Genomic DNA, 23,790 nt, shown 5'->3' with positions numbered 1-23,790 from the left:
CCGCGTCCGCAGGCCAGAAGACTCACGGGCCTCGAGTGGTACCGGACGTTTTGCACAGCCACGTCCCACAAGCGTCAAATTGAACGCCGTTCGCCTTGGATGGCGTGGCAGACTCGCATAAACTGACAGCAACAGATAGAAAAAACAGAAAAAGAAGGGTTGTAGAATGAGCGTACGCGTATCGGGCAAGCACATGGAAATCGGAGAGACGTTCCGTACGCGCATTGAAGACCGTATCGGCGATGCGGTGTCCAAATATTTCGACGGCGGCTTTTCCAGCCAGGTGACCGTCGAAAAGTCCGGTTCACGCTTTTCTACCGACTGTCTCGTGCATCTCGATACCGGCGCCTCGCTTCAGGCGACCGGCCAGGCCCAGGAACCGCAGGCGAGCTTCGATGCGGCCGCGGAACGGGTCGAAAAGCGGCTGCGGCGCTACAAGCGGCGGCTGAAGGATCATCACGCCGGCAACCACGCCAACAGCGCGGAGGTGGCCTATCGTGTGATGGATGCGGGCCCGGCCGACGAAGAGGAACTTCCCGAGGACTACGCACCGGCCATTGTTGCCGAGTCCTCCAAGGTCGTTAAGACCATGACGGTAGCAGGCGCTGTCATGGCACTGGATATGACGGACAATCCGGTTCTGGTTTTTCGCAATGCCGGCAACAACGAAGTGAACGTTGTTTATCGTCGTAACGACGGCAATATCGGCTGGATCGATACTGCCGATATCAAGTCTTAGCTAAATTACACAATTCCGGGCGGCTCGTTACGCCGCCCGCGGTAACGATAATTCGACACTCGAGGAACAGGCGATGTCACTTGCGGATTTGATTGTACAGGACGCAGTTCTTCCCGCGCTCAAAGTCAATTCGAAAAAGCAGCTTCTACAGGAACTGTCGGCCAAAGCGGCACAGGTGACCGGCCTTTCCGAACGCGAGGTTTTCGACGTTATCCTTCAGCGCGAGCGCCTGGGTTCGACCGGCGTCGGCAATGGTATCGCGATCCCGCACGGCAAGCTCACTTCGATCAACAACATCGTCGGCGTGTTTGCGCGCCTGACGGAGCCGGTGGATTTCGAGGCGCTGGACGACCAGCCCGTCGACCTTGTATTCCTGCTTCTGGCGCCGGAGGGCGCCGGTGCCGATCATCTCAAGGCGTTGTCGCGGATTGCGCGCGTCCTGCGTGATGGCGACATGGTCACCAAGCTGCGCGAGACCGAATCGGCGGCGGCAATTTATGCCTTCCTGACCGATTCGCCGACCTCGAACGCTGCCTGACAGGCCGGGCGTCTGTTCCCCAGGCACATTTTTCCCTTGGCTTTGCCCGATGCGGCCCCGGTCAGTGAACGCTGACCGGGCTGATTTCGTCTTCGGCGGCCTTCACATAGGCGGTCGACGGATCGTCGCTCAGGAAGAGCGGGGTGCCGTCGGCGTTGAAAAGTGCCCACAGGTCGATGCCGGATTCCATCTTCGGCACACCCGGAAACTGTTCCTGGACTTCGTCCGACGTCATCTTGCGGATATAGCCGACCTGTCCGGCGCCCAGATGCGCCAGTTCGTCCTTGCTGATTTGGATTTTGCTTTCAAAAGTCATGATCAAATGCCCTTTCGGAAGATCGCGCCCGCGCATCAAGCTGCCGCGGACATGTGGATTCTGCGAAACGGATATGCCGGCGGCTCCGTTATTCGCTGACCGAGATGTTGATCCGCTTGGCCGCCCGCTCGGGCTCCGGCTTGACGAGATCGATGGCCAGAAGGCCGTTCTTCAGATCGGCATTGAGCACGCGCATTCCGTCGGCGAGCATGAAGGTGCGCTGGAACTGGCGCGCCGCGATACCCCGGTGCAGGTATTCGCGGTCCTCATTGTCGACCTGGCGGCCGCGGATGATCAACTGGTTGTCCTGAACCGTCACCTCGAGATCGGCCTGCGAGAAACCCGCAACGGCCAAGGTGATGCGCAGCGTCTCCGCCTTCGAATCATGCGCTGCAATGCGTTCGATATTGTAAGGTGGATAGCCGTCACTGCCCTTGGCAATGCGCTCAAGGGTCTTTTCCATCGTATCGAAGCCGAGCAGAAGCGGGCTCGAAAAGGGAGTCATACGCGACATTTTTCCATCCTGTCCTTGTTTTCAAGCGACATCCGGACAGGCCCGGTTCCGGCACCCGTCACCGCTGTTATATGGGGTCTGAAATTGATTTCGCAACCATATTGCGATCGCCGCGCGCTCGGCGCATAGTTTTGAAAAGGATAAGAAAATGGACAGTGACAGCGAAGATCCCATCAAAATTATCATCGATACCGATCCCGGGCAGGACGATGCGGTCGCCATATTGCTGGCGCTCGCCAGCGAGCGGCTGGAGGTGCTCGGTATCACGGCGGTTGCCGGCAATGTTCCGCTGGATCTGACCGAAAAGAACGCCCGCAAGATCTGTGAACTGGCCCGGAAGCCGGGCACCCGTGTTTATGCCGGCGCCAAGTCGCCGATGCAGCGGCCGCTGGTCACCGCGGAATATGTGCACGGCAAGACCGGTCTCGACGGCCCGAGCCTGCCGGAGCCGGACATGCCGCTGCAGCCGCTTCACGGTGTCGATTTTATCGTCGAAACGCTGCTTCGTGAGCCGGCCGGCGAGATCACCCTTTGCACCCTGGGGCCGCTGACCAATATCGGGCTGGCGCTGCAGCAGGCGCCGCAGATCGCCGACAGGATCAAGCAGATCGTCATGATGGGTGGCGGCTTCTTCGAGGGCGGCAACGTTACGCCCGCCGCGGAATTCAATATCTATGTGGATCCGGAGGCTGCACGCCTGGTCTTCGCCTCGGGCATTCCCATTGTCATGATGCCGCTGGACGTGACCCACAAGGTTCTGACGACGCGCGCGCGCCTCGATCGTATCGCCACCATCGGCACGCCCGTGGCACGGGCCGTCGTGGAACTGCTTGAGTTTTTCGAACGCTATGACGAGCACAAATACGGAACCGACGGCGGGCCCCTGCACGATCCGACGGTCATCGCATGGCTGCTCAGGCCGGAGCTGTTTTCCGGCCGGTACTGCAATGTCGAGATCGAGACGGAATCGCCGCTGACCGAGGGAATGACGGTGACCGACTGGTGGCAGGTGACCGACCGTCCCCACAATGCGCTGGTCATTCACGAGGTCAATGCCGAAGGCTTTTTCGACCTGCTGTTCGAGCACATCAGGAAGCTCTGAGCCGAATACGCTTCAGCCGCTCGCCGCCTCCACATCCGCGCGATGCGGAATGGCCGGTTGCGCGCCCGATTTGAGGCAGGCGAGGCTGCCGGCCGCTGCGGCGCGCCGCAGCGCGGTCTCGAACGGCTCGCCCCGGTCGAGACCGGCGGCGAGATAGCCGCAGAACGTATCGCCCGCGCCAACCGTGTCGACCGGATCGATGGGCAGGCTTGCCGCGTGCCGCAGCGACCCGTCGCGGGCTGCGATCACGCCCTCCGCCCCCAGCGTCACGATAATCATCTGGCCCGATCTGCCGTGCAGCTCCATGAGGATTTTCTGCCGGGCGTCGGGATCCATGCCCGGGACGCCGGCAAGGCGCTCGAACTCTGTCTCGTTGGCGATGACAATATCGGCGCCGGCGGCAAGTTCCACCGCCTCATCCGTCAGCGGGGCGATGTTCAGCACCGAGATTACACCGCGTTCGCGCGCCGCCTTCAGCGCGGTTCTGATGGCGGGAGCAGGGATCTCCAATTGCAGCACAAGATGGTCGTCGGGCGACATGGCGCCGACCGCATCGGCCGCCTCGTTATCGCTGATTTCGCCATTGGCGCCGGGGATGACGGCGATGACATTCTCGCCGCTGCTTTCGACAAGGATCACGGCCGTGCCGGTTGCCCCGTCGACCCGCCGGATCGCCGAAAGGTCGACACCCTCGGCGGCAAGATGCGCCAGTGCCGGTTCGGCGAAGTGATCATTGCCGACCGCGCCGACCATCCGCACCGCACCGCCAGCGCGGCCGGCCGCCAGCGCCTGGTTGGCGCCCTTGCCGCCCGCGGCGGTTGCGAAGGTGTTTCCCGTTACCGTTTCTCCGGGCGTCGGCAGGCGCTGGACGGTGCCAATCAGATCCATGTTGATCGAGCCGAGCACTGTGATCATGAAGGCATTTCCCCGTGGCGCTTCGCGACTGATTTGCTGTGGTTCTTTCACGGAAAAAGCGCTACAGCAAGGCCGTTGACATTCGCAGGACCCACGAACCCCGGACGGGCATGACCTCCAGAGATCTGCAATTCGAGAAGATCCTCAACGTCGCCGCCTTGCGCGACCGGTGCGATTCGATTGCCGCGATGAGCAAGGATGCGTCGTCGCTGGACGCACGCAACACCCTTTTCGCGCTGCTGAAGGAGACGGTGACGGAAGGACGGCGCACCATCGCCGAATTGCTGCGCGAGGACGGCAGCGGTCTTGATTGCGCCCGCCGGCTGTCGCTGCTGCAGGACGAAATCATCCGGGCGCTGTTCTCCTTCGCCACCACGCACGCCTATCCGGTCCTCAATCCGTCGACCTCGGAGCATCTGGCCCTGGCGGCCGTCGGCGGCTACGGGCGTGGCACGCTTGCGCCGGGGTCCGACATCGATCTCCTGATCATCCTGCCCTACAAGCAGACGCCCTGGACCGAACAGGTGGTCGAATATGTGCTCTACATGCTGTGGGACATGGGGTTCAAGGTCGGTCACGCAACCCGCAATATAGACGAGTGCATCCGCCTGTCGCAGAGCGACATGACGATCCGAACCGCCATGCTCGATGCACGTTTCCTGTGCGGCGCCGAACAGCTTTATGACGGCATGGAAAGACGCTTCGACGAGGAAGTCGTGCGCAACAGCGCCCGCGCTTTCATCGCGGCCAAGCTGGCCGAACGCGATGTGCGCCACCAGAAGGCCGGCGACACGCGCTATCTGGTCGAGCCGAATGTGAAGGAAGGCAAGGGTGGCCTGCGCGACCTTCAGACCCTGTTCTGGCTGGTCAAATATTACTACCGGGTCCAGTCCTTGCGCGACCTGGTGAAACTCGGCGTCCTGTCTCGGCGGGAGGCCAACCGTTTCGAGAAATCGGAGGACTTTCTCTGGGCCGTTCGCTGTCACATGCATTTCCTGACCGGAAAATCCGAGGAGCGGCTCTCATTCGACATCCAGCGCGAAATTGCCGCCGATCTCGGCTACCACGATCATCCGGGCCTTTCCGCCGTCGAACGCTTCATGAAGCACTATTTCCTCGTCGCCAAGGATGTTGGCGATCTGACCCGCATCCTGTGCGCGGCGCTGGAGGACGAGCAGGCCAAGGAGGCGCCGGGTTTCTCCCGCGTCTTCCGGCGTCTTGCCAACCGCCCGCGCAAGGTGCCGGGCACGCTGGAATTCATGCAGGATCATGGCCGCATCACCGTGATCGATCAGGACGTGTTCCGGCGCGATCCGGTCAACATCATCCGGCTGTTTCACCTCGCCGATATCCACGACCTGGAATTCCATCCGGACGCGCTCAAACTCGCTACCCGCTCCCTGTCGCTGATCGACGCAAAATTGCGCGACAACGAGGAGGCGAACCGGCTGTTCCTGTCGATCCTGACCTCGCGCCGACGGCCGGCGCTGATCCTGCGCCGGATGAACGAGGCGGGCGTGCTCGGCCGGTTCATTCCGGAATTCGGGCGCATCGTGTCGATGATGCAGTTCAGCATGTATCACCACTACACCGTCGATGAGCATCTTCTGCGCGCCGTCGAGGTGCTGTCGCGCATCGAGCAGGGGCTGGAGCAGGAGGCGCACCCGCTGGCGGTCAGCATCCTTCCCGATATCGAGGACCGCGAGGTCCTCTATATGGCGCTCCTGTTGCATGACATCGCCAAGGGCCGGCCGGAGGACCACTCTGTCGCCGGTGCCAAGGTGGCGCGCAAACTGTGCCCGCGCTTCGGCTTCAGCCCGGAGCAGACCGACACGGTCGCCTGGCTGGTCCGCGAGCATTTGTCGATGTCGATGATCGCCCAGTCGCGCGATCTCCACGACCGCAAGACCATCGAGGACTTCGCCGAGACGGTGCAGTCGCTCGACCGGCTGCGCCTGCTTCTGGTGCTCACGGTCTGCGACATTCGCGCTGTCGGCCCCGGGGTCTGGAACGGCTGGAAGGGCCAGCTCCTGCGCACGCTTTACGGCGAAACCGAATTGATGCTCTCGGGCGGGTTCTCGGCCGTATCGGGCAGGGAGCGGGCCGAGGAGGCGCGTATCCTGCTCGGCGAAGCGCTCTCCGACTGGCCGGATGACGAGCGTGAGGACTATCTCAAGCTGCACTACATTCCCTATCTCCTGACCGTCGAATTGAACGACCAGATCCGTCACGCGGAGTTCATCAGGAGCACGATCAAGGCCGGCAAGCCGCTCGCCACCATGGTGCGCACGCATTCGTTCCACGCCATCACCGAGATCACCGTCTTCGCGCCGGACCATCCGCGGCTGCTTTCGATCGTCACCGGCGCCTGTGCCGCGGCCGGCGCGAACATTGCCGATGCGCAGGTCTTCACCACCGCCGACGGACGGGCGCTCGACACCATCCTGATCAATCGCGCCTTCGACCAGGACGAGGACGAATTGCGCCGCGCCGAACGGATCGGCGCCATGATCGAAGCAGTGCTCGCCGGCCGGAAGCATCTTCCCGAGGTCATTGCCCATCGCACGAAGAGCCGCCGCAAATCCCGGCCCTTCACCGTTACCCCGAAGGTCAGCATCAACAACAATCTGTCGAACTTCTTCACCGTCATCGAACTCGAGGGCCTCGACCGCACCGGCCTCCTGTCGGAAATCACCGAGGTCCTGTCCGATCTGTCGCTCGACATCGCCTCCGCGCACATCACGACCTTCGGCGAGAAGGTGATCGATACCTTCTATGTGACGGATTTGTTCGGCCACAAAATCACCAATGAAAACAGGCACGCCAATATTGTTGCCCGGCTCAAGGCCGTTCTCGCCGGCATCGAGGAGGATGTGCGTCACAAGATGCCGCAGGGAATCATCGCGCCGCCGACGGAAAAACGCAGGCGGGTCAGCCAGAAATGAGCCTGTTCCGGAAATTCGCCAGTGTCGGCTCTGCGACCATGGCGAGCCGCGTGCTCGGTTTTGTGCGCGAGGCGCTCATCGCCTATACGCTTGGCGCCGGGCCGGTGTCCGATGCGTTCTACGCCGCCTTCCGCTTTCCAAACCTGTTCCGCAGGCTGTTCGCGGAAGGGGCCTTCAATTCGGCCTTCATCCCGCTATTCGCCAAGGAGCTTGAAGGCGGCGGAACGGCGGCGGCGGAGGCCTTCGCCCGCCAGGTCCTGTCGGTGCTGCTGTTTATCCTGATCACCCTTTCGGCCTTCGCGATGATTTTCATGCCGGCGCTGGTGGCGACCGTGATCGCGCCGAAATTCGTCGAGATCCCGGAGAAGTTCGATCTCACGGTGATTTTCACGCGCATCATGTTCCCGTACCTTGCCGCGATGTCGCTCGTGGCGATGCTGTCCGGTATTCTAAATTCCTACCGGAAATACTTCCTCGCGGCGATCAGCCCGGTTCTGCTCAACGTCGTGCTTGTCGCGGTGCTGCTCTTCGCGGTCGGCCGCGGTGTCGAGCCGCGGACGATCGGCATTACCATGGCGATCGGCGTCATGGTTTCCGGCGTCCTGCAGTTCGCGCTTCTCGTTTATGGCGTGCGCAACACGGGCTTTCATATCCGCATCAGCCGTCCGCGCCTTACGGCGCCGGTCCGGCGCCTTTTATGGCTGGCCCTGCCGGCCGCCATTACCGGCGGAATAACACAGCTCAACCTTCTGATCGGGCAGATCATCATATCCGGCGACAATGGCGCCATCTCAATCGTCAATTATGCCGACAGGATCATCCAGCTGCCGCTCGGCGTCATCGGTATTGCCGTCGGTGTCGTGCTCTTGCCGGAACTGTCCCGGGCGCTCAAGGACGACGACACGCAAGCGGTCCAGGACCTGCAAAACAGCAGCCTTGAATTCGGTCTTGGCCTGACGGTCCCGGCAGCGGTCGCCTTCGCGATCATTCCGGCGCCCATCGTCGCGCTGCTTTTCGAGCGCGGCGAGTTCGTGCGCGAGACGACAATGATCACCGCCGGCGTGCTGGCCGCCTTTGCGGCGGGGCTGCCGGCCTTCGTCCTCAACAAGATCTTCACGCCCTCCTTCTACGCGCGCGAAAATATGCGTGCGCCGATGTGGTTCGCCGGCGCCAATGCCGCGATCAATGTCGCCGGCAGTCTGATCCTGTTTCCGCTGATCGGTGTCATGGGCGTTGCCGTCGCCACGTCGCTGGCCGGCTGGGTGAATGTGGCGCTGCTTGGCGGCGCGCTTTACCGGAACGGGCAATTCCGCCCGACGGCGCTCACCAGCCGGCGCATCGGGCTTATCATTGCCGGCAGCGCCGTCATGGGTCTCGTGCTGTATCTGATCATGACGAGCATCGGGACGGCGCTCATGGACGGGGGTCTTTTGCTGCGCATCGCGCTGATGCTCGCAGTCGTCATTGCCGGCGCGTTCATCTATTTCGCATTCGTGCTCCTGACCGGCGCGATGGACCGCCGACAGCTTCTTTCGCTGGTTTCACGCAGACAGAAAACGGGAGGCTGACATGCCGACAATCGCAAATGTGTCCCTGCTTGTTCCGAGCTATGACGAGGGGATCACCTTTTATGTCGGAAAACTCGGCTTCGAACTGGTAACGGACACCGATCTGGGCGGCGGCGTGCGTTGGGTCCTGGTCCGTCCGAAGGGCGGCAACGGGACCGCGCTGCTCCTTGCCGAACCGGGGAATGAGCGGCAGGCCGCGCGTATCGGCGATCAGACCGGCGGCCGGGTCGGCTTTTTCCTGTTCACCGATGACTTTGCCCGCGACCACGAAAGCATGAGCGAACAGGGGGTCGTGTTCCTGGAAGCGCCGCGGACGGAGAGCTACGGCACGGTTGCCGTGTTCATGGATCCGTTCGGCAACAAATGGGACCTGCTGCAGCCCGCCGCCTGAATTTCCTTGATAACCGGACGGTGGCGGTGCATAACCCGCCGCGTCATCCAGACTTCGAACAATTTTCAGGTTTATCCATGTCCGAGTTCAAGCCGCTCGTCTTTTCCGGGGTGCAGCCGACAGGCAATCTCCATCTCGGCAACTATCTGGGCGCCATCCGCAAATTTGTCGCGCTGCAGGAAAGCCACAACTGCATCTATTGCGTTGTCGACCTGCACGCCCTGACGGCACAGCTTGTCCATGACGATCTGGCCGGCCAGACGCGCGCCATCACCGCCGCCTTCCTGGCATCGGGAATCGATCCGAAGGCGCATATCGTCTTCAACCAGAGCCGTGTTCCCGGTCATGCCGAGCTTGCCTGGATCTTCAACTGCGTCGCCCGCATCGGCTGGATGAACCGCATGACCCAGTTCAAGGACAAGGCCGGCAAGGACCGCGAGAATGCGTCGCTCGGTCTGCTTGCCTATCCGAGCCTGATGGCCGCCGACATCCTGCTCTACCGCGCCACCCATGTGCCGGTCGGTGACGACCAGAAGCAGCATCTGGAACTGACCCGCGACATTGCCCAGAAGTTCAACATCGATTTTTCGCAGCGCATCGCCGAGGCCGGCCTCGGCGTCGACATGCTGGTCGGCGAGGAGCGCGTCAACGGCTATTTCCCGCTGACCGAACCGCTGATCGAAGGCCCGGCGCCCCGCGTCATGAGCCTGCGGGACGGCACGAAGAAGATGTCGAAATCGGACGTTTCCGACCTGTCGCGCATCAATCTGACGGATGATGCCGACACCATCGCCAAGAAGATCCGCAAGGCCAAGACCGATCCGCAACCATTGCCCGGCGATGTCGATGGGCTTGAGGGACGCCCGGAAGCCGAGAACCTCGTCGGCATCTACGCGGCCCTGTCCGATACCACTCGCGAGGCGGTCATTTCCGAATTTGGCGGCCAGCAATTCTCGGCCTTCAAGCCGGCGCTCGCCGAGCTTGCCATCAGCGTCATGTCACCGATCAATGCGGAGATGCGCAGGCTCATGGATGATCCGGCCCATATCGACGCCGTGCTGGAGGATGGCGGCGAGCGGGCTGGTGCAATCGCCGACAGGACCATGAAAGAAGTCAAGGAAATCATCGGCCTGCTGGGTTGAGCCGCCGAGTATGGCGGCTGGGGAGCATTGCAAACTAACGCTTGCCCACCCGTGAGGCGAATGGCAAACTCCGCGCCATGGTATCGAAGCGACTATCCAGGGAAGAAGGACACCGCCGGAAGTTCCTGGCTGTGATCGACGATACGCCCGAATGCGAGCGCGCGGTTCACTACGCCGCCGCCCGCGCCAAGCGCACCAATGGTGTGCTTGTGCTGATCTTTGTGATCGAACCCGGAGACTTCCAGCACTGGCTCGGTGTCGAGGAAATCATGAAGGCCGAGGCGCGCGAGGAAGCCGATGCGGCTCTCGAGCGCTTTGCCGCTCAGGTGCGCGAGAGCGTGGGCATCGAGCCCGAGCTGATCATTCGCTCCGGCAAGACCACCGACGAGATCCACGCCCTTATCGAGGAAGACCAGGACATTGCCATCCTGGTGCTGGCCTCGGGCTCCGCGAAGGAAGGGCCGGGACCGCTTGTGTCTTCGATTGCGGGACGCGGCGCAGCTTTTCCGATTCCTGTCACGGTGATTCCGGACGCCCTGAGCGACGAGGATATAGAAGCTCTGAGCTGACGCGCGCCGCCGCCTTCTTCGCGGTTGCCGCGTCAATGCTTGAAGTCGCCGGTCTTGTGCCTTATTTTCCACCCAGATTTCAGGCGGTTCGCAGCTGCGCTCGCGCCGCCGCCAAGGAGCACATCCGATGTTTATTCAGACCGAGGCCACACCCAATCCGGCGACCTTGAAGTTCCTGCCGGGAAAAGTGGTATTTGAGGGCGGATCCGCCGATTTTCGCGATGCCGAAAGTGCTGCCGAAGCCTCGCCCCTGGCGGAAAGGCTGTTCGCCGTTCCCGGCGTGACCGGCGTTTTCTTCGGCTATGATTTCATCACCGTCACCAAGGACGGTGCGGAATGGCAGCATCTCAAGCCGGCGATCCTGGGAACCATCATGGAGCATTTCATGTCCGGCGCGCCGGTCATGAACAGCGCCGCTTCCGAGTCGGATTTCGGTGACGAAGGCGAGTTCTACGATGAGGCTGACGAATCCATCGTCGCCACCATTAAGGAACTCCTTGACACCCGCGTGCGTCCCGCCGTCGCCCAGGACGGAGGCGACATCACCTTCAAGGGGTACCGGGAAGGCCGCGTATTCCTTCACATGAAGGGGGCCTGCGCGGGTTGCCCGTCGTCGACGGCAACCCTCAAGCACGGCATCCAGAACCTGTTGCGTCATTTCATTCCGGAAGTGCAGGAAGTGGAGGCGGTCTGACGGTCCATGGCGCGCCGGCCCGCAATGATTTCCGGCATGGACGATCCTGCAATCGATAAGGCCCATGATCACCTTGGCAATCGATACCTCTGCGCGTCTTTGCGCGGCTTGCGTCTACGATGCCGCACACGAGGCTGTGTTGGGTCAGGCGATCGAGGATATCGGCCGCGGCCATGCGGAGCGCCTGTTTCCGGTCATTGACCAGGCGCTGGGCGCGGCTTCCACGGCCTATGATGATATCGGGCGGCTCGGCGTTTGCATCGGCCCCGGTTCCTTCACCGGTGTGCGGGTGGGTGTTTCGGCAATGCGCGGGCTGGCGCTTGCCTTGTCCCGGCCGGTTGTCGGCATTTCGGTTTTCGAGGCGCAGATTCCGGACGTCCCGCGCGGCCGTCCCGTCCTGATCGTACAGGATGCCAGGCGCGGCGAAGTCTATGCACAGCTCTTCGACGGCAAGGGCGCGGCGGTGTCCGCGCCGGCAGCGATGCCTTGCGAAGCGGCCGCAGACCTTGCGCGCAAGCACGGCGCGTTTCTTCTCGGGTCCGGCGCACGGCTCGTCGCAAAGGCCGGGGAAGGCGCGGCGCTGGAGGTTGCCGACCACGATGCCAAAGCGGACATCGTTCGTATCGCCCGGTGTGCGGCCGAAAAACAACCTTCCGAAGATGCACCGAAGCCGCTTTATCTCAGGGGCGCGGATGCCAAGCCGCAAACGGGCTTCGCACTGCCGCGCCAGGTTCCGGCATCATGACCGCGCCATCCCTGTTCCGCCGCAATGTCGAGTTCGAGATTGTGCCGATGCGCGCTTCGGACTGTGCCGAGGCCTCGGCCCTGCACGGAGCGGGCTTTGCACGCGCCTGGACCGATGGCGAGATACAGGCGCTCCTGGCGCAGGAACCGGTCTTCGGATTCATGGCAAGACAGTCCGGAAGGCGGGCCCAGCCGGGCGGCTTCGTGCTGGCGCGTCTGGTGGAGGGCGAGGCGGAAATCCTGACGATCGCGGTTCATCCGAGGCACCAGCGCGCGGGGATCGGCTGGCGGCTCATGGGAGCGGTCTTGCGGCATCTGCGTGCCGAAGGCGCGGCGAGTCTGTTCCTCGAGGTTGACGATGGCAACGACGCCGCCCTCGCGCTCTACAGGAAAATCGGATTTTCAAAAGTCTCCGAGCGCGCCGCCTATTACGACAACGGCGGTGGAGCAAAGACCACGGCGCTTGTCATGCGGCTCGATCTTGGGTAGGCCAGTCCGTGAAATCGCGAACGGACGGTTTTGAGGTAGCGCGTGGCGGATGAATTAAAGACCCTTGAGCAGCTGTGCGTCGAGCGCGGCATGCGCATGACGGAGCAAAGGCGCGTCATTGCCCGGGTGCTCGAAAGTTCTGCCGATCATCCGGATGTCGAGGAACTCTACAGGCGCTCCGCCGAAGTAGACCCGAATATCTCCATTTCCACCGTCTACCGGACGGTGAAGCTGTTCGAGGATACCGGCATCATCGAGCGTCATGATTTTCGCGACGGCCGCTCCCGCTACGAAACCGTTCCCGACGAGCACCACGATCACCTGATCGATCTGAAAAGTGGCAGGGTCATCGAGTTCCAGTCCGAGGAAATCGAGGCACTGCAGGAGAAGATCGCCCGCAAACACGGTTTCCGGCTGGTCGATCACCGCCTCGAGCTGTACGGAATTCCGCTCGACAAGACGAAAGACTGAATGATGACGATCAGCCGCCATTTTGGACGCCGGGAGGGCAGCCATCGCCGATGATCGCGTGGATCCGCATCGTCATTGTGCTGGTGCTTGTTGTCCTGTGGACGCTTCTGCTCCTGCCTGTGCAACTGACCTCCAACCGTTTCAACTGGAAGCTCTCCTGGTACCTGCCGCGCTGGTGGCACCGCGTTGCCGCGCGGCTGCTGGGCCTGCGTGTCATCACCCATGGTGAACTCGATACCCACCGTCCGCTGCTGATCGCCGCCAATCACAGCAGTTGGAAAGACGTTGTCGTGCTGTCTTCAGTCGCTGATGTGGTTTTTATCGCCAAGTCGGAAGTTCGTGACTGGCCGATCTTCGGCTGGCTGGCCCGCTGGCAGCGCACCGTCTTCATCGAGCGCGAAAGGCGGCGCCAGACCGGAGAGCAGGTGACCGAAGTCGCCAAACGCCTTGCAGACGGCGAGATCGTGGTCCTGTTTGCCGAGGGAACGACGTCCGACGGCAACCGGATCCTGGATTTCAAGAGTTCCCTTTTCGGCGCGGCAGCCTCGGCGCTCGATGCCTCGCCGACCGGAAGTGTCTCGATCCAGCCGGTCGCGATTGCCTATACGCACGCCAATGGCGTGCCGCTCGGCCGCTATGGCCGGCCGCTCGCCGCCTGGCCGGGAGACACGGAATTGTCGCCACATCTTCTCGGCGTCCTGAAGGAGGGCGCCTTCGATGTTCACGTGTGTTTCGGCGAGCCGGTAAGGTACGACAGCAACAGCAACCGGAAAAAGGTCACGCGCGAGATCGAACAGCAGGTTCGCAAGATGCACCAGGAACATCTTTACGGGGCCGGTGCGGCCGCGAAATAACAGCGTTCCCGGCTTTCACGGACGCTGCCCGTAGCTGTTTCAGGCGCCATATAAACGGGTTTTGGCTTGACTCCGCGCCAAACAGCCGCGATTGCGTGTCGGCAACACCATATTTTGGCTGCTGGCCGGATGGAAAAGCACTGTCGGGTTGCGGCGAACCGCAGGCCAATGGCTTCGAACGGGTTGAATATGCATACACAGGCACAGACGGACACATCGGACGTTTCCGTTAAGGATACGGGAAAGAATACCCGCAAGGTCTTCGTCAAGACCTATGGCTGTCAGATGAATGTCTACGATTCGGAACGCATGGCCGATGCGCTCGCCAGCGACGGTTATCGCGTGACCGACAATCCCGAGGAAGCCGACCTTCTGCTCCTCAACACCTGTCATATCCGGGAAAAGGCGGCCGAGAAGGTCTATTCCGAACTGGGCCGTATCCGCCAACTCAAGGAATCCCGTACGGCAAATGGCGGCGACCTCATGGTCGGCGTTGCCGGTTGCGTGGCGCAGGCCGAAGGGCAGGAGATCATTCGTCGCGCGCCTGTCGTCGATCTGGTCATCGGCCCGCAGACCTATCACCGCCTGCCCGAGGCGCTGGCCCGGGTGCGCGGCGGCGAAAAGGTGGTCGAGACAGAATATGCGATCGAGGACAAGTTCGAGCATCTGCCGGAACCGGAGAAGAAAGTCATCGCTTCACGCGGTGTGACCGCGTTCCTGACCGTCCAGGAGGGATGCGACAAGTTCTGCACATTCTGCGTGGTGCCCTATACGCGCGGTTCGGAGGTCTCTCGCCCGGTGGAACAGATCGTCCGCGAGGCGGAAAATCTCGTCTCAGCCGGCGTTCGCGAGATCACGCTGCTCGGCCAGAATGTCAACGCCTGGCACGGCGAGGGGTCTGACGGGCGCGAATGGGGCCTGGGCGCGTTGCTGCGGCGCCTGTCCGAAATCGATGGCCTTGCACGCCTGCGCTATACGACCAGCCACCCGCGCGACATGGATGAGGCGCTGATCGAGGCCCATCGCGATCTTGCAAAGCTGATGCCCTATCTGCACCTGCCCGTCCAGGCCGGGTCGGATTCCGTGCTGAAAGCCATGAACCGCCGGCACACGGCTGACGATTATCTGCGACTTGTCGACCGCATCCGCGCCGCGCGACCGGACATCGCCCTGTCGGGCGATTTCATCGTCGGCTTTCCGGGCGAGAGCGATGCGGATTTCGAGGCGACGCTGCAGCTTGTGGATAAAGTTCGCTATGCACAGGCCTTTTCCTTCAAATATTCACCGAGGCCCGGCACGCCGGGTGCGGATCTGGGCGAACAGGTGCCCGAAGACGTGAAATCGCAACGGCTTGAGCGTTTGCAGGCGCTGCTGCGCAAACACCAGTCGGAATTCGCCGAAAGCTGCGTCGGCAGACAGATCGACCTGTTGCTGGAAAAGCCCGGGCGCCTTCCGGGACAGCTGATCGGACGCTCGCCCTGGCTTCAGCCGGTGATTGTTGATGCAAATCCGTCGCAAATCGGTGAAATTATACCGGTGAGAATCACGCAAGCAGGAACCAATTCGCTTTTTGCCGAGAAAGTGCAGGGCGAGTCCGGGAGTTCGACCATTTGAGCAAAACCGCGACGATCAAGAAGAAGACCGGTGCCAGGAAGTCCGGAGCGTCCGATACGACGCATATTGTCCTGACCTTCGAGAACAATCGTCTCGCAAGCGAACTGTTCGGCCAGTTTGACCAGAACCTGGCGCTGATCGAGCAGAAGCTCGGCGTGGACGCGCGCGCCCGGGGCAATCAGGTATCGATCCAGGGTGATGAAACGGCGATCAACCAGGCGCGCCGCGCGCTTGATTATCTCTATGACCGCCTGCAGGAAGGCGAGGAGGTGCAGACCTCCGACGTCGAGGGCGCCCTGCGCATGTCGGTCGCGGCGGACGACCAGCTGACCCTGCCGACGATGGAAAAGAAGGGCAAGATGGCTTTTGCCCAGGTCGCGACACGCAAGAAGACCATTACCGCACGCACACCCAACCAGGACGCCTATATCCGCGCCATGGACCGCGCCGAGCTGCTGTTCGGCATCGGGCCGGCGGGAACCGGCAAGACCTATCTCGCGGTCGCCCATGCGGCTCAGTTGCTCGAACGCGGCCTCATCGAGAAGATCATCCTGTCGCGCCCGGCGGTCGAGGCCGGTGAACGGCTCGGATACCTGCCCGGCGACATGAAGGAAAAGGTCGATCCCTATCTGCGTCCGCTTTATGACGCCCTTTACGACATGATGCCCGGCGACAAGGTCGAGCGCGCCATCACCGCCGGCGTCATCGAGATCGCCCCACTTGCCTTCATGCGCGGCCGCACACTGTCCAATGCCGCCGTCATCCTCGACGAGGCGCAGAACACTACATCCATGCAGATGAAGATGTTTCTGACGCGGCTGGGCGAAAACGCCCGCATGATCGTCACCGGCGATCCGAGCCAGATCGATCTGCCGCGCGGCGTCAAATCCGGCCTGGTCGAGGCGCTGCACATCCTGCGCGGCGTTGAGGGCGTGATTACCGTGCGCTTCCGCGACACGGATGTCGTGCGTCACCCGCTTGTCGCGCGGATTGTCGCCGCCTATGACGCCGAAAATGCCATGATTGCCGACAGCGGCAAGTCCGACACCGATTGAACCCGACCATGCCGAACGGCAGTTCGATTGAAATTCAGATCTCCATTGAAGCGGCGGGCTGGCCAGAGCCGGATGTGCTTGAAGCGCTGTGCGACAGGGTGATCGCCGCCGCGGCTTCCTATCTGGAGCGGTATGAGAAGCAGCCCTTTCCCGCATCGGGTTGCGAGCTGTCGCTGCTTTTTGCCGACGACCCGGCGGTTCGCGCGATCAACAGTCGCTGGCGCAGCCAGGACAAGCCCACCAATGTCCTGTCCTTTCCGGCGGCGCCCGTTGAACCCGGACAAATGCCGGGCCGAATGCTCGGTGATGTTCTGTTCGCCCATGAAACTGTTGCGCGCGAAGCGCAGGCGATGGATATCCCATTCGATAACCATCTGATCCATTTGCTGGTGCATGGATTTTTGCATCTGTTAGGCTATGATCACATTGACGATGACGATGCCGAGGCAATGGAAAGCCTCGAGACTCGCATTTTGGCGGCACTCGACCTATCTGACCCCTATGAAAACACATCTCCAGCCTGAGGAATGATGAGCGAGCAATCCAGTAACGCTGCGCCGGTCGACGGCTCGACCGGTACGCAGGATTCGGACGGCGGCGAAGACCCCGGAAGTAGACAGCTTCCGGTCGTCGTCAAGCAAACTGAGCGCAACGGCCATAGCTGGTGGTCGCGTCTCCTGCGGCTCTTCAGGAATTCGGACGAGCACAGCCTGCGCGAGGATCTGACCGACGCGCTTTCGGCCGACGGCGTCTTCGGTGCCGCCTTTACGCCGGAAGAGCGGGCGATGCTGCACAATATTCTCAGGCTTCGCGAGGTGCGGGTCGAGGATGTCATGGTGCCGCGCGCTGACATAAGGGCCGTCGATTGCGGCATCGCACTGGACGAGCTGATGGCGCTTTTCGAGGAATCCGGCCACTCGCGCATGCCTGTCTACGGCGATACGCTCGACGATCCCCGTGGCATGGTGCATATCCGCGACCTCGTCGCCCATATCACAAGGCAGGCCCGCAACAAGAGACGGTCCAGCCGCAATGGCGCGGCGGCGAAGTCCGCAAACGGCAATGGCGTGGCCAAGAAGGAAAAGCCCGCCAAGCCTGTGCAGTTCGACCTGACGCGCGTCGATCTTTCCAAAACCGTCGACGAGGCGGGTATTATCCGCGACGTGCTGTTCGTGCCGCCGTCCATGCTTGCCACCGACCTGATGCAGCGCATGCAGGCCATGCGCACGCAGATGGCGCTCGTGATCGACGAATATGGCGGAACAGACGGCCTCGTTTCGCTTGAGGATATCGTCGAGATGGTTGTCGGCGATATCGAGGATGAGCACGATGACGAAGCCGACATGATCTCCCAGGTGTCGGAGGACGTGTTTGTCGCCGATGCCCGTGTCGAGCTTGAGGATATTGTCGACATGATTGGCGGCGATTTCGATGTCGGAGACAAGGCCGAGGATGTCGACACGCTTGGCGGGCTCATCTTCTCCGCCATCGGCCGAATCCCGGCGCGGGGCGAGGTGGTCCGGGCCATTCCGCAATTTGAGTTCCATGTGCTCGATGCCGATCCCCGCCGTATCAAGCGGGTGCGCATCGTCCGCCGCCGGATGGTCGAGCGCAGGCGCCGACCGTCAAGGTCCGAGCCGGAGCAGCCCGCCCCGGAAAAGGAAGCGGCCAAGTCGCCGGAACCCGCCGGGGGCGATGCGCCCTGATCGCCGCCGCCGCATTGCCATAGAACGCGCCAATCTCCACGTCCTTTGCTATAAAACCGCAGACGACTGATTCGCGGGATCGGACCGGCCCGCCGGCGAACGGGATCGGGAAAGCCACTCCCGTCTCCGCGCCGTCGTCCAGGGAGGGGATATGGAGCGTCTGGCCGGGAAGATCATGCTGCTTTGGGGGGCAAGGCGGTGGATTGTCTCCTTTTGTGCCGGCGCGGTTGGCGTCCTGTCTCTGCCGCCCTTTGATTTCTTCGCCGCTCTTTTCATTTCCTTTCCGGTCCTCGTCTGGCTGCTGGATGGCGCCAGCGGCGATGCCGAGGCGGGGCCGCTCGGCCGCCTCATGCCGGCCTTCTGGACCGGCTGGTGGTTCGGTTTCGGCTATTTCGTCGCCGGCCTGTGGTGGCTCGGAAACGCGCTTTTGGTCGAGGCCGAGCAGTTCGCCTGGGCGTTGCCATTGGCCGTCCTCGGCCTGCCGGCCCTGCTTGCGATCTTCTATGGCCTGGCGACCGCATTTGCGCGGCTGTTATGGTCGGACGGTTTCGGCCGGTTGTGCGCGTTGGCCTGCGGTTTCGGCCTCGCCGAATGGCTGCGAAGCTTCGCGCTGACGGGATTTCCCTGGAACGCCATCGGTTACGGGTTGATGCCGGCCCCTGTGATGATGCAGGCATCGGCGCTGATCGGTATTTTCGGCATGTCGGCGCTGGCGGTTCTTGTCTTTTCGGTGCCCGCTCTCTTTGCAACGCGCCGTGGGCTGGTGCCGGCCCTTGTCATCGGCGTCGCGCTGCTCGCCCTCCAGTTCGGATACGGCTTCTGGCGGCTTGCCCAGCCGGAGCCCGAGGGCAGTGGCGAGATCGTGGTGCGGATCGTGCAGCCGTCGGTTGATCAATCGAAGAAATGGGACGACGATGAGCGCCGCGCGATATTCGACACGCTGCTGTCTTTGACCAGGGGCGAGAGCCAATCGGGCGCTAAACCGACCCATATCGTGTGGCCCGAAACATCTGTTCCATTTGTGCTGACCAGCAATCCGGCGGCCTTGGCGATGATCGGTGAAGCGCTGGATGACGGACAGACGCTGATCACCGGTGCGGTGCGGGAGGAGCGCAATGAGAGCGGCGAGGCGAGACGCTATTACAATTCGATCTATGTCATCGACGACAAGGGACAGATAACCTCCGCCGCCGACAAGATTCACCTGGTTCCCTTCGGTGAATACCTTCCGTTTGCCGGCCTGTTGCAAAGTATAGGTCTTGAAACGATCGCCCACGCGCCAGGGCAGTTTTCCGCCGGCAGCCGCCGTCAGTCAGTGCCGGTTCCCGGAGGTCGTCGCTTTCTGCCGCTTATTTGCTATGAAGTGATATTTCCCGGTGAACTGAAGCTCGAAGGCCCGCCGGCGGATTTTATACTTAATGTGACGAACGATGCCTGGTATGGCCGCACGCCCGGGCCCTACCAGCATTTTCGACAGGCCCAGCTCCGGGCCGTTGAGACCGGTCTTCCGCTGGTGCGCGCCGCCAACAACGGTATCTCCGCCGTGACCGATGCAAAAGGGCGTGTATTGGACGGAATGTCACAAAACGTGATTGGCTCTGTTGATATTGAGCTACCGGCGAAATTACACGCAAATAGGGGTAGTTGGACTCCGGAAATAGCCTTCTGGTTGATAACCGCATTGCTTTTGCTGGTCGCTCTTGTTTCCCGCTATAATTTTGCAAGAACAAGCAATTGACCTTAATCGGGTAAAATTGCATATATAGTATTTGTAAAAATAGAACCGCTGGTGTTGCAGCGTAGTACAGTCTTCCAACGGGGGTGGCGGAGGTCAATACTTAAAGAGCGCCAGTGTCATCAAACACGAGGCAGTTGTAGTATCAACTGCAGGAAAAAATGACCATGACAACAATTGTAAATAAAAAGAAGCCAAATCCCATCGACATACATGTCGGCAGCCGCATCAGGCTGCGTCGCACCATGCTCGGCATGAGCCAGGAAAAACTCGGCGAGAGCCTGGGTATTACATTCCAGCAGATTCAGAAATATGAAAAGGGCACCAACCGAGTCGGCGCGAGCCGGCTGCAGAACATTTCTTCCATTTTGAATGTTCCGGTCTCCTTCTTCTTTGAAGACGCACCGGGCGATCCGTCAACCGGACAGCCGGGCGCATCCGAATCATCGAGTTCGAACTACGTCGTCGATTTCCTTTCGTCGTCGGAAGGGCTTCAGCTTAACCGTGCATTCGTGAAGATCGAAGACCCGAAGGTTCGTCGCAAGATCGTCGATCTTGTCAAGGCACTGGCGGCCGATTCCGAATAGCGCCCTGGTTCGGGAAACGGCCAGACTTCGTTTGGCCCGCGCCTTTCCCGACACCGTGCGGCTCACTCGCGTACCCCGACACAAACCCGCATCGATGCCCTTATAGTCTCCTGCCTGCCGGCCCGAATCGGGTCATATCAAGATATATTTATATCGTTCTGCGCTTGTATTTGCCGTCTGTTTTGCATAACAAGTCGGGATTACGCAGCAGTTCTGAGAGGCGGGCATGGCGCGAGGCAATTATCTCTTTACAAGTGAATCGGTTTCGGAAGGACACCCGGACAAGGTGTGCGACCGTATCTCGGATGAGATCGTCGATCTGATTTACAAGGAAGCGCGCAAGACGGGCACGGATCCCTGGAGCGTCCGCGTGGCGGCCGAGACGCTGGCGACCACGAACCGCGTGGTGATTGCCGGCGAGGTCCGCGTTCCGCACACGCTCATGAAGAAGGACAAGCACGGAAACGATGTCATCAACCCGTCCCGTTTCCGGTCTGCTGCCCGGCGCGCGATCCGCGATATCGGTTACGAACAGGACGGTTTCCACTGGAAAAAGGCGCGTGTCGACGTGCTGCTGCACTCCCAGTCCGCCGATATCGCGCAAGGTGTCGACAATGCTGCCGATCAACAGGGTGATGAAGGTGCAGGCGATCAGGGTATCATGTTCGGCTACGCCTGCAACGAAACCCCCGATCTCATGCCGGCGCCAATCTACTACTCGCACCAGATCCTGCGTTTGCTGTCGGAAGCACGCAAGAAGGGCGAGGGCGACGCTGCCTTTCTCGGACCCGACAGCAAGAGCCAGGTGACGGTTCGCTATGTCGACGGCGAGCCGCATGAAGTCACGCAGATCGTGCTTTCCACACAACATCTGAAGGATGACTGGGATTCAGCCAAGGTCCGCCAGGTGGTCGAGCCCTATATTCGCCAGGCGCTCGGTGACCTGCCGATTGCCGAGGATTGCAACTGGTACATCAACCCCACCGGGAAGTTTGTCATCGGCGGTCCCGATGGCGATGCCGGCCTGACAGGCCGCAAGATCATCGTCGACACCTATGGCGGCGCCGCGCCCCATGGCGGCGGCGCCTTCTCCGGAAAGGATACCACCAAGGTCGACCGTTCGGCTGCCTATATGGCCCGTTACCTCGCCAAGAACATCGTCGCTGCAAAACTGGCGGACCGCTGCACGATTCAGCTTTCCTATGCCATCGGCGTGGCACAGCCCCTTTCCATCTATCTCAACTTCCACGGCACGGGAAAGGTCTCCGAAGAACTCGTCGAAGACATACTGCCCCACCTGGTCGATCTTTCGCCGACCGGCATCCGCCGTCATCTCGATCTGAACAGGCCGATTTACGCCAAAACATCGGCTTACGGCCATTTCGGACGCAAAAGCGCCCGTGACGGCTCCTTCTCCTGGGAGAAGACCGACCTGGTCAAGGAACTGAAACAGGCGGTCAGGGCCAAATCGGCGAATGGCGCCCGCGCGGCCGCTGCCGTGGCCTAGACGACGGGCACCAGGCAAGACACGCCTCGCAGGATGATCGGCTATGTCGCGTGAGCATCCGACACGGGCGGCGGAAGCATTTTTCGGACGCCGTCGCGGTAAGGCACTGCGCCCCCGGCAGGCGGAGGCGCTGGAGACCGTGCTGCCTGCGCTGCGTCTCGATCCCGACGGCCCGCAGCTGACCGACATATCCCGGGCCTTTGGCGATGCCTATGCAAGCTACCGTCTGGAAATCGGCTTCGGCGGCGGCGAGCATCTGCTCTTCAGGGCCCGTGAAAATCCGCGAACCGGCTTCATCGGCGTTGAGCCCTTTGTCAACGGACTGGCCAAGTGCCTCGCTTCGCTCAAGGCCGAACCGCTTGCCAATATCCGCCTTTATGACGATGACGCGACCCGGCTGCTCGACTGGTTGCCGGCGGCCTCGCTCGATCATGTGGACCTGCTTTATCCCGACCCCTGGCCCAAGAAGCGGCACTGGAAGCGCCGTTTCGTATCGAATGTGAACCTTGACCGGATCGCCCGGGTTCTGAAGCCCGGCGGTCGGTTTTGTTTCGCCTCGGATATCGATAGCTACGTTAACTGGACGCTTCTCCACTGCCGGCGGCATCCGGCATTCGACTGGAGCGCGGGGCGCGCCGTGGACTGGCAGCGGCCATTCGACGATTGGCCCGGCACCCGTTATGAAGCAAAGGCGCTGCGCGAGGGGCGCGTGCCCGCCTATCTGACTTTTCTGCGCGGGTAGCGCCGGGGAGTGGCATGACCGGAAACCGAGATTACTGAGATAGACGGCCCATTCCCGTCACAACGCGCTTCAGACCTTGCAATCGCTCGTTCCGAGGAGTATATCAGGCCGAAATCTTGATCATTCTGAGCAAGAGTGGGCCGCCCGGACCCGCTCTTTTTTGTTAGTTGGGCCCATGAAAGCCCGCGTGTGAGAGGCGGAATTTGTCGCACAACGCGTTATCGCAGGACAGCACCGAGAGCCGGCTGATCACCGAAACAGGACTTGATGCCCGCATCGCAGCGATCATCGAACCGATCTTGGATTCGATGGATTTCAGGCTGGTCCGCGTGCGCCTGTCCGGCCAGAACGGCATGACGCTTCAGGTCATGGCCGAGCGCAATGACGGCACGATGACGGTTGAGGATTGTGAATCCCTGTCGCGTGCCCTGTCGCCGGTGCTTGATGTCGAGGACCCGATTGACCGTGCGTATCATCTGGAGATCTCGTCCCCGGGCATCGATCGTCCCATGGTGCGGCGCTCGGATTTCGGACGCTGGTCCGGACACCTGCTCAAATGCGAGACATCCGTGCCGGTCGCCGGCCGCAAGCGTTTCCGCGGAACGATCGGCAATGTCGATGATGACGGATTCGTGCTCAACCGGGATCAGGCGAGCTATGGCGACGATCCGACGGTGCACATCCCCTTCGAGGCGCTGAGCGAGGCGAAGCTGATCTTGACGGATGAACTCATCCGGGATGCCCTGGAAGCCGACAAGGCGGCCAAGGCTGCCCGCGAACGACAGGTCAAGGCGGCCAACGGCAACCAGAAATGATAATTGCGGCAAAGGCCGCTTGTGCCATCTTATGGAGA

Annotated in this window: 25 protein-coding genes; 22 read left to right on the top strand and 3 right to left on the bottom strand. The window is 61.5% G+C overall.

The window, feature by feature from the left end; translation table 11 throughout:
• Positions 1–166: 166 nt before the first annotated feature.
• Both hpf and ptsN read left to right on the top strand, forming a co-directional pair.
• Complete coding sequence (hpf, locus tag OOZ53_RS13205; protein ID WP_271090059.1) at positions 167–739, top strand: ribosome hibernation-promoting factor, HPF/YfiA family; 573 nt, start codon at positions 167–169, stop codon at positions 737–739.
• 73 nt (positions 740–812) lie between these two features.
• Positions 813–1,277 (top strand): PTS IIA-like nitrogen regulatory protein PtsN, encoded by a 465-nt coding sequence (gene ptsN, locus OOZ53_RS13200; protein ID WP_271090058.1) that lies wholly within the window; start codon positions 813–815, stop codon positions 1,275–1,277.
• A gap of 61 nt (positions 1,278–1,338) precedes the next feature.
• On the opposite strand, the gene OOZ53_RS13195 is transcribed toward ptsN, so the two are convergent.
• Both OOZ53_RS13195 and OOZ53_RS13190 read right to left on the bottom strand, forming a co-directional pair.
• Positions 1,339–1,593: a BQ00720 family protein gene (locus OOZ53_RS13195; RefSeq protein ID WP_271090057.1), complete on the bottom strand. Its 255-nt coding sequence runs from the start codon at positions 1,591–1,593 to the stop codon at positions 1,339–1,341.
• An 88-nt stretch (positions 1,594–1,681) separates the two neighbouring features.
• The gene (locus OOZ53_RS13190; RefSeq protein ID WP_271090056.1) at positions 1,682–2,107 is read right to left on the bottom strand and encodes an Hsp20 family protein; all 426 of its coding nucleotides are present in this window, start codon (positions 2,105–2,107) and stop codon (positions 1,682–1,684) included.
• Between the two features lie 148 nt (positions 2,108–2,255).
• Here OOZ53_RS13190 and OOZ53_RS13185 point away from each other — a divergent pair, with 148 nt between their 5' ends.
• On the top strand, positions 2,256–3,209 hold the full coding sequence (locus OOZ53_RS13185; protein WP_271090055.1) for a nucleoside hydrolase: 954 nt from the start codon (positions 2,256–2,258) through the stop codon (positions 3,207–3,209).
• 12 nt (positions 3,210–3,221) lie between these two features.
• Here OOZ53_RS13185 and OOZ53_RS13180 read toward each other — a convergent pair whose 3' ends face one another.
• Positions 3,222–4,124, bottom strand: coding sequence for a ribokinase (locus OOZ53_RS13180; protein WP_271090054.1), 903 nt, complete (start codon positions 4,122–4,124; stop codon positions 3,222–3,224).
• Positions 4,125–4,234: 110 nt separating this feature from the next.
• Here OOZ53_RS13180 and OOZ53_RS13175 point away from each other — a divergent pair, with 110 nt between their 5' ends.
• From OOZ53_RS13175 to rimP, 19 genes are all read left to right on the top strand, one after another.
• The gene (locus tag OOZ53_RS13175; protein WP_271090053.1) at positions 4,235–7,069 is read left to right on the top strand and encodes a [protein-PII] uridylyltransferase; all 2,835 of its coding nucleotides are present in this window, start codon (positions 4,235–4,237) and stop codon (positions 7,067–7,069) included.
• Positions 7,066–8,637, top strand: coding sequence for a murein biosynthesis integral membrane protein MurJ (gene murJ / locus OOZ53_RS13170; RefSeq protein ID WP_271090052.1), 1,572 nt, complete (start codon positions 7,066–7,068; stop codon positions 8,635–8,637). The genes OOZ53_RS13175 and murJ overlap by 4 nt, the downstream gene beginning before the upstream one ends.
• A gap of 1 nt (position 8,638) precedes the next feature.
• The gene (locus tag OOZ53_RS13165; RefSeq protein ID WP_271090051.1) at positions 8,639–9,028 is read left to right on the top strand and encodes a VOC family protein; all 390 of its coding nucleotides are present in this window, start codon (positions 8,639–8,641) and stop codon (positions 9,026–9,028) included.
• Between the two features lie 77 nt (positions 9,029–9,105).
• Positions 9,106–10,170 (top strand): tryptophan--tRNA ligase, encoded by a 1,065-nt coding sequence (gene trpS, locus OOZ53_RS13160; protein ID WP_271090050.1) that lies wholly within the window; start codon positions 9,106–9,108, stop codon positions 10,168–10,170.
• A gap of 77 nt (positions 10,171–10,247) precedes the next feature.
• A complete protein-coding gene (locus OOZ53_RS13155) occupies positions 10,248–10,739 on the top strand; it encodes a universal stress protein (protein WP_271090049.1) in 492 nt (163 codons plus the stop codon).
• 127 nt (positions 10,740–10,866) lie between these two features.
• A complete protein-coding gene (locus OOZ53_RS13150; protein WP_271090048.1) occupies positions 10,867–11,433 on the top strand; it encodes a NifU family protein in 567 nt (188 codons plus the stop codon).
• Between the two features lie 64 nt (positions 11,434–11,497).
• Positions 11,498–12,178, top strand: a complete 681-nt coding sequence (gene tsaB, locus OOZ53_RS13145; RefSeq protein ID WP_271090047.1) for a tRNA (adenosine(37)-N6)-threonylcarbamoyltransferase complex dimerization subunit type 1 TsaB — start codon at positions 11,498–11,500, stop codon at positions 12,176–12,178.
• Complete coding sequence (locus tag OOZ53_RS13140; protein ID WP_271090046.1) at positions 12,175–12,666, top strand: GNAT family N-acetyltransferase; 492 nt, start codon at positions 12,175–12,177, stop codon at positions 12,664–12,666. The genes tsaB and OOZ53_RS13140 overlap by 4 nt, the downstream gene beginning before the upstream one ends.
• Positions 12,667–12,708: 42 nt before the next feature.
• Entirely contained in the window at positions 12,709–13,137 is a 429-nt protein-coding gene (locus OOZ53_RS13135; RefSeq protein ID WP_271090045.1) for a Fur family transcriptional regulator, read from the top strand.
• Positions 13,138–13,187: 50 nt separating this feature from the next.
• Positions 13,188–13,991 carry a lyso-ornithine lipid O-acyltransferase gene (olsA, locus tag OOZ53_RS13130; protein WP_271090044.1) on the top strand — a complete coding sequence of 268 codons (804 nt, stop codon included), beginning with the start codon at positions 13,188–13,190 and terminating at the stop codon, positions 13,989–13,991.
• A 189-nt stretch (positions 13,992–14,180) separates the two neighbouring features.
• Positions 14,181–15,605, top strand: a complete 1,425-nt coding sequence (miaB, locus tag OOZ53_RS13125) for a tRNA (N6-isopentenyl adenosine(37)-C2)-methylthiotransferase MiaB (protein WP_271090043.1) — start codon at positions 14,181–14,183, stop codon at positions 15,603–15,605.
• Entirely contained in the window at positions 15,602–16,660 is a 1,059-nt protein-coding gene (locus OOZ53_RS13120) for a PhoH family protein (protein ID WP_271090042.1), read from the top strand. Before miaB ends, OOZ53_RS13120 begins: the two co-directional genes overlap by 4 nt.
• A gap of 8 nt (positions 16,661–16,668) precedes the next feature.
• Positions 16,669–17,184 carry an rRNA maturation RNase YbeY gene (ybeY, locus tag OOZ53_RS13115; protein WP_271090041.1) on the top strand — a complete coding sequence of 172 codons (516 nt, stop codon included), beginning with the start codon at positions 16,669–16,671 and terminating at the stop codon, positions 17,182–17,184.
• 6 nt (positions 17,185–17,190) lie between these two features.
• Positions 17,191–18,366 carry a hemolysin family protein gene (locus OOZ53_RS13110; RefSeq protein WP_271090040.1) on the top strand — a complete coding sequence of 392 codons (1,176 nt, stop codon included), beginning with the start codon at positions 17,191–17,193 and terminating at the stop codon, positions 18,364–18,366.
• A gap of 151 nt (positions 18,367–18,517) precedes the next feature.
• Positions 18,518–20,104 (top strand): apolipoprotein N-acyltransferase, encoded by a 1,587-nt coding sequence (gene lnt / locus OOZ53_RS13105; RefSeq protein WP_271090039.1) that lies wholly within the window; start codon positions 18,518–18,520, stop codon positions 20,102–20,104.
• Between the two features lie 164 nt (positions 20,105–20,268).
• Positions 20,269–20,688 (top strand): helix-turn-helix domain-containing protein, encoded by a 420-nt coding sequence (locus OOZ53_RS13100; protein WP_271090038.1) that lies wholly within the window; start codon positions 20,269–20,271, stop codon positions 20,686–20,688.
• A 226-nt stretch (positions 20,689–20,914) separates the two neighbouring features.
• Complete coding sequence (metK, locus tag OOZ53_RS13095; RefSeq protein WP_271090037.1) at positions 20,915–22,195, top strand: methionine adenosyltransferase; 1,281 nt, start codon at positions 20,915–20,917, stop codon at positions 22,193–22,195.
• Positions 22,196–22,238: 43 nt separating this feature from the next.
• Positions 22,239–22,937 carry a tRNA (guanine(46)-N(7))-methyltransferase TrmB gene (gene trmB / locus OOZ53_RS13090; RefSeq protein WP_271090036.1) on the top strand — a complete coding sequence of 233 codons (699 nt, stop codon included), beginning with the start codon at positions 22,239–22,241 and terminating at the stop codon, positions 22,935–22,937.
• Positions 22,938–23,140: 203 nt separating this feature from the next.
• The gene (gene rimP, locus OOZ53_RS13085) at positions 23,141–23,752 is read left to right on the top strand and encodes a ribosome maturation factor RimP (protein ID WP_271090035.1); all 612 of its coding nucleotides are present in this window, start codon (positions 23,141–23,143) and stop codon (positions 23,750–23,752) included.
• The last annotated feature ends 38 nt before the right edge of the window (positions 23,753–23,790 follow it).

This window comes from Allohoeflea poritis (assembly GCF_027889715.1).
In the GTDB taxonomy this organism is placed as follows: Bacteria; Pseudomonadota; Alphaproteobacteria; order Rhizobiales; family Rhizobiaceae; genus Hoeflea_A; species Hoeflea_A poritis.
Note: the sequence above shows the minus strand (reverse complement) of the source record. Positions and strands in the feature narration are given on the sequence as shown.

Bases quoted from the DNA above. Each gene is read 5' to 3' on its own strand.
- ybeY (WP_271090041.1), top strand. From the start codon at position 16,669: ATGCCGAACGGCAGTTCGATTGAAATTCAGATCTCCATTGAAGCGGCG.
- lnt (WP_271090039.1), top strand. From the start codon at position 18,518: ATGGAGCGTCTGGCCGGGAAGATCATGCTGCTTTGGGGGGCAAGGCGG.
- OOZ53_RS13100 (WP_271090038.1), top strand. From the start codon at position 20,269: ATGACAACAATTGTAAATAAAAAGAAGCCAAATCCCATCGACATACAT.
- olsA (WP_271090044.1), top strand. From the start codon at position 13,188: ATGATCGCGTGGATCCGCATCGTCATTGTGCTGGTGCTTGTTGTCCTG.
- OOZ53_RS13175 (WP_271090053.1), top strand. From the start codon at position 4,235: ATGACCTCCAGAGATCTGCAATTCGAGAAGATCCTCAACGTCGCCGCC.
- miaB (WP_271090043.1), top strand. From the start codon at position 14,181: ATGCATACACAGGCACAGACGGACACATCGGACGTTTCCGTTAAGGAT.
- OOZ53_RS13150 (WP_271090048.1), top strand. From the start codon at position 10,867: ATGTTTATTCAGACCGAGGCCACACCCAATCCGGCGACCTTGAAGTTC.
- OOZ53_RS13155 (WP_271090049.1), top strand. From the start codon at position 10,248: ATGGTATCGAAGCGACTATCCAGGGAAGAAGGACACCGCCGGAAGTTC.
- OOZ53_RS13140 (WP_271090046.1), top strand. From the start codon at position 12,175: ATGACCGCGCCATCCCTGTTCCGCCGCAATGTCGAGTTCGAGATTGTG.
- OOZ53_RS13165 (WP_271090051.1), top strand. From the start codon at position 8,639: ATGCCGACAATCGCAAATGTGTCCCTGCTTGTTCCGAGCTATGACGAG.
- OOZ53_RS13110 (WP_271090040.1), top strand. From the start codon at position 17,191: ATGAGCGAGCAATCCAGTAACGCTGCGCCGGTCGACGGCTCGACCGGT.
- OOZ53_RS13180 (WP_271090054.1), bottom strand. From the start codon at position 4,124: ATGATCACAGTGCTCGGCTCGATCAACATGGATCTGATTGGCACCGTC.
- tsaB (WP_271090047.1), top strand. From the start codon at position 11,498: ATGATCACCTTGGCAATCGATACCTCTGCGCGTCTTTGCGCGGCTTGC.
- OOZ53_RS13190 (WP_271090056.1), bottom strand. From the start codon at position 2,107: ATGTCGCGTATGACTCCCTTTTCGAGCCCGCTTCTGCTCGGCTTCGAT.
- trmB (WP_271090036.1), top strand. From the start codon at position 22,239: ATGTCGCGTGAGCATCCGACACGGGCGGCGGAAGCATTTTTCGGACGC.
- murJ (WP_271090052.1), top strand. From the start codon at position 7,066: ATGAGCCTGTTCCGGAAATTCGCCAGTGTCGGCTCTGCGACCATGGCG.
- metK (WP_271090037.1), top strand. From the start codon at position 20,915: ATGGCGCGAGGCAATTATCTCTTTACAAGTGAATCGGTTTCGGAAGGA.
- OOZ53_RS13185 (WP_271090055.1), top strand. From the start codon at position 2,256: ATGGACAGTGACAGCGAAGATCCCATCAAAATTATCATCGATACCGAT.
- trpS (WP_271090050.1), top strand. From the start codon at position 9,106: ATGTCCGAGTTCAAGCCGCTCGTCTTTTCCGGGGTGCAGCCGACAGGC.
- OOZ53_RS13195 (WP_271090057.1), bottom strand. From the start codon at position 1,593: ATGACTTTTGAAAGCAAAATCCAAATCAGCAAGGACGAACTGGCGCAT.
- hpf (WP_271090059.1), top strand. From the start codon at position 167: ATGAGCGTACGCGTATCGGGCAAGCACATGGAAATCGGAGAGACGTTC.
- ptsN (WP_271090058.1), top strand. From the start codon at position 813: ATGTCACTTGCGGATTTGATTGTACAGGACGCAGTTCTTCCCGCGCTC.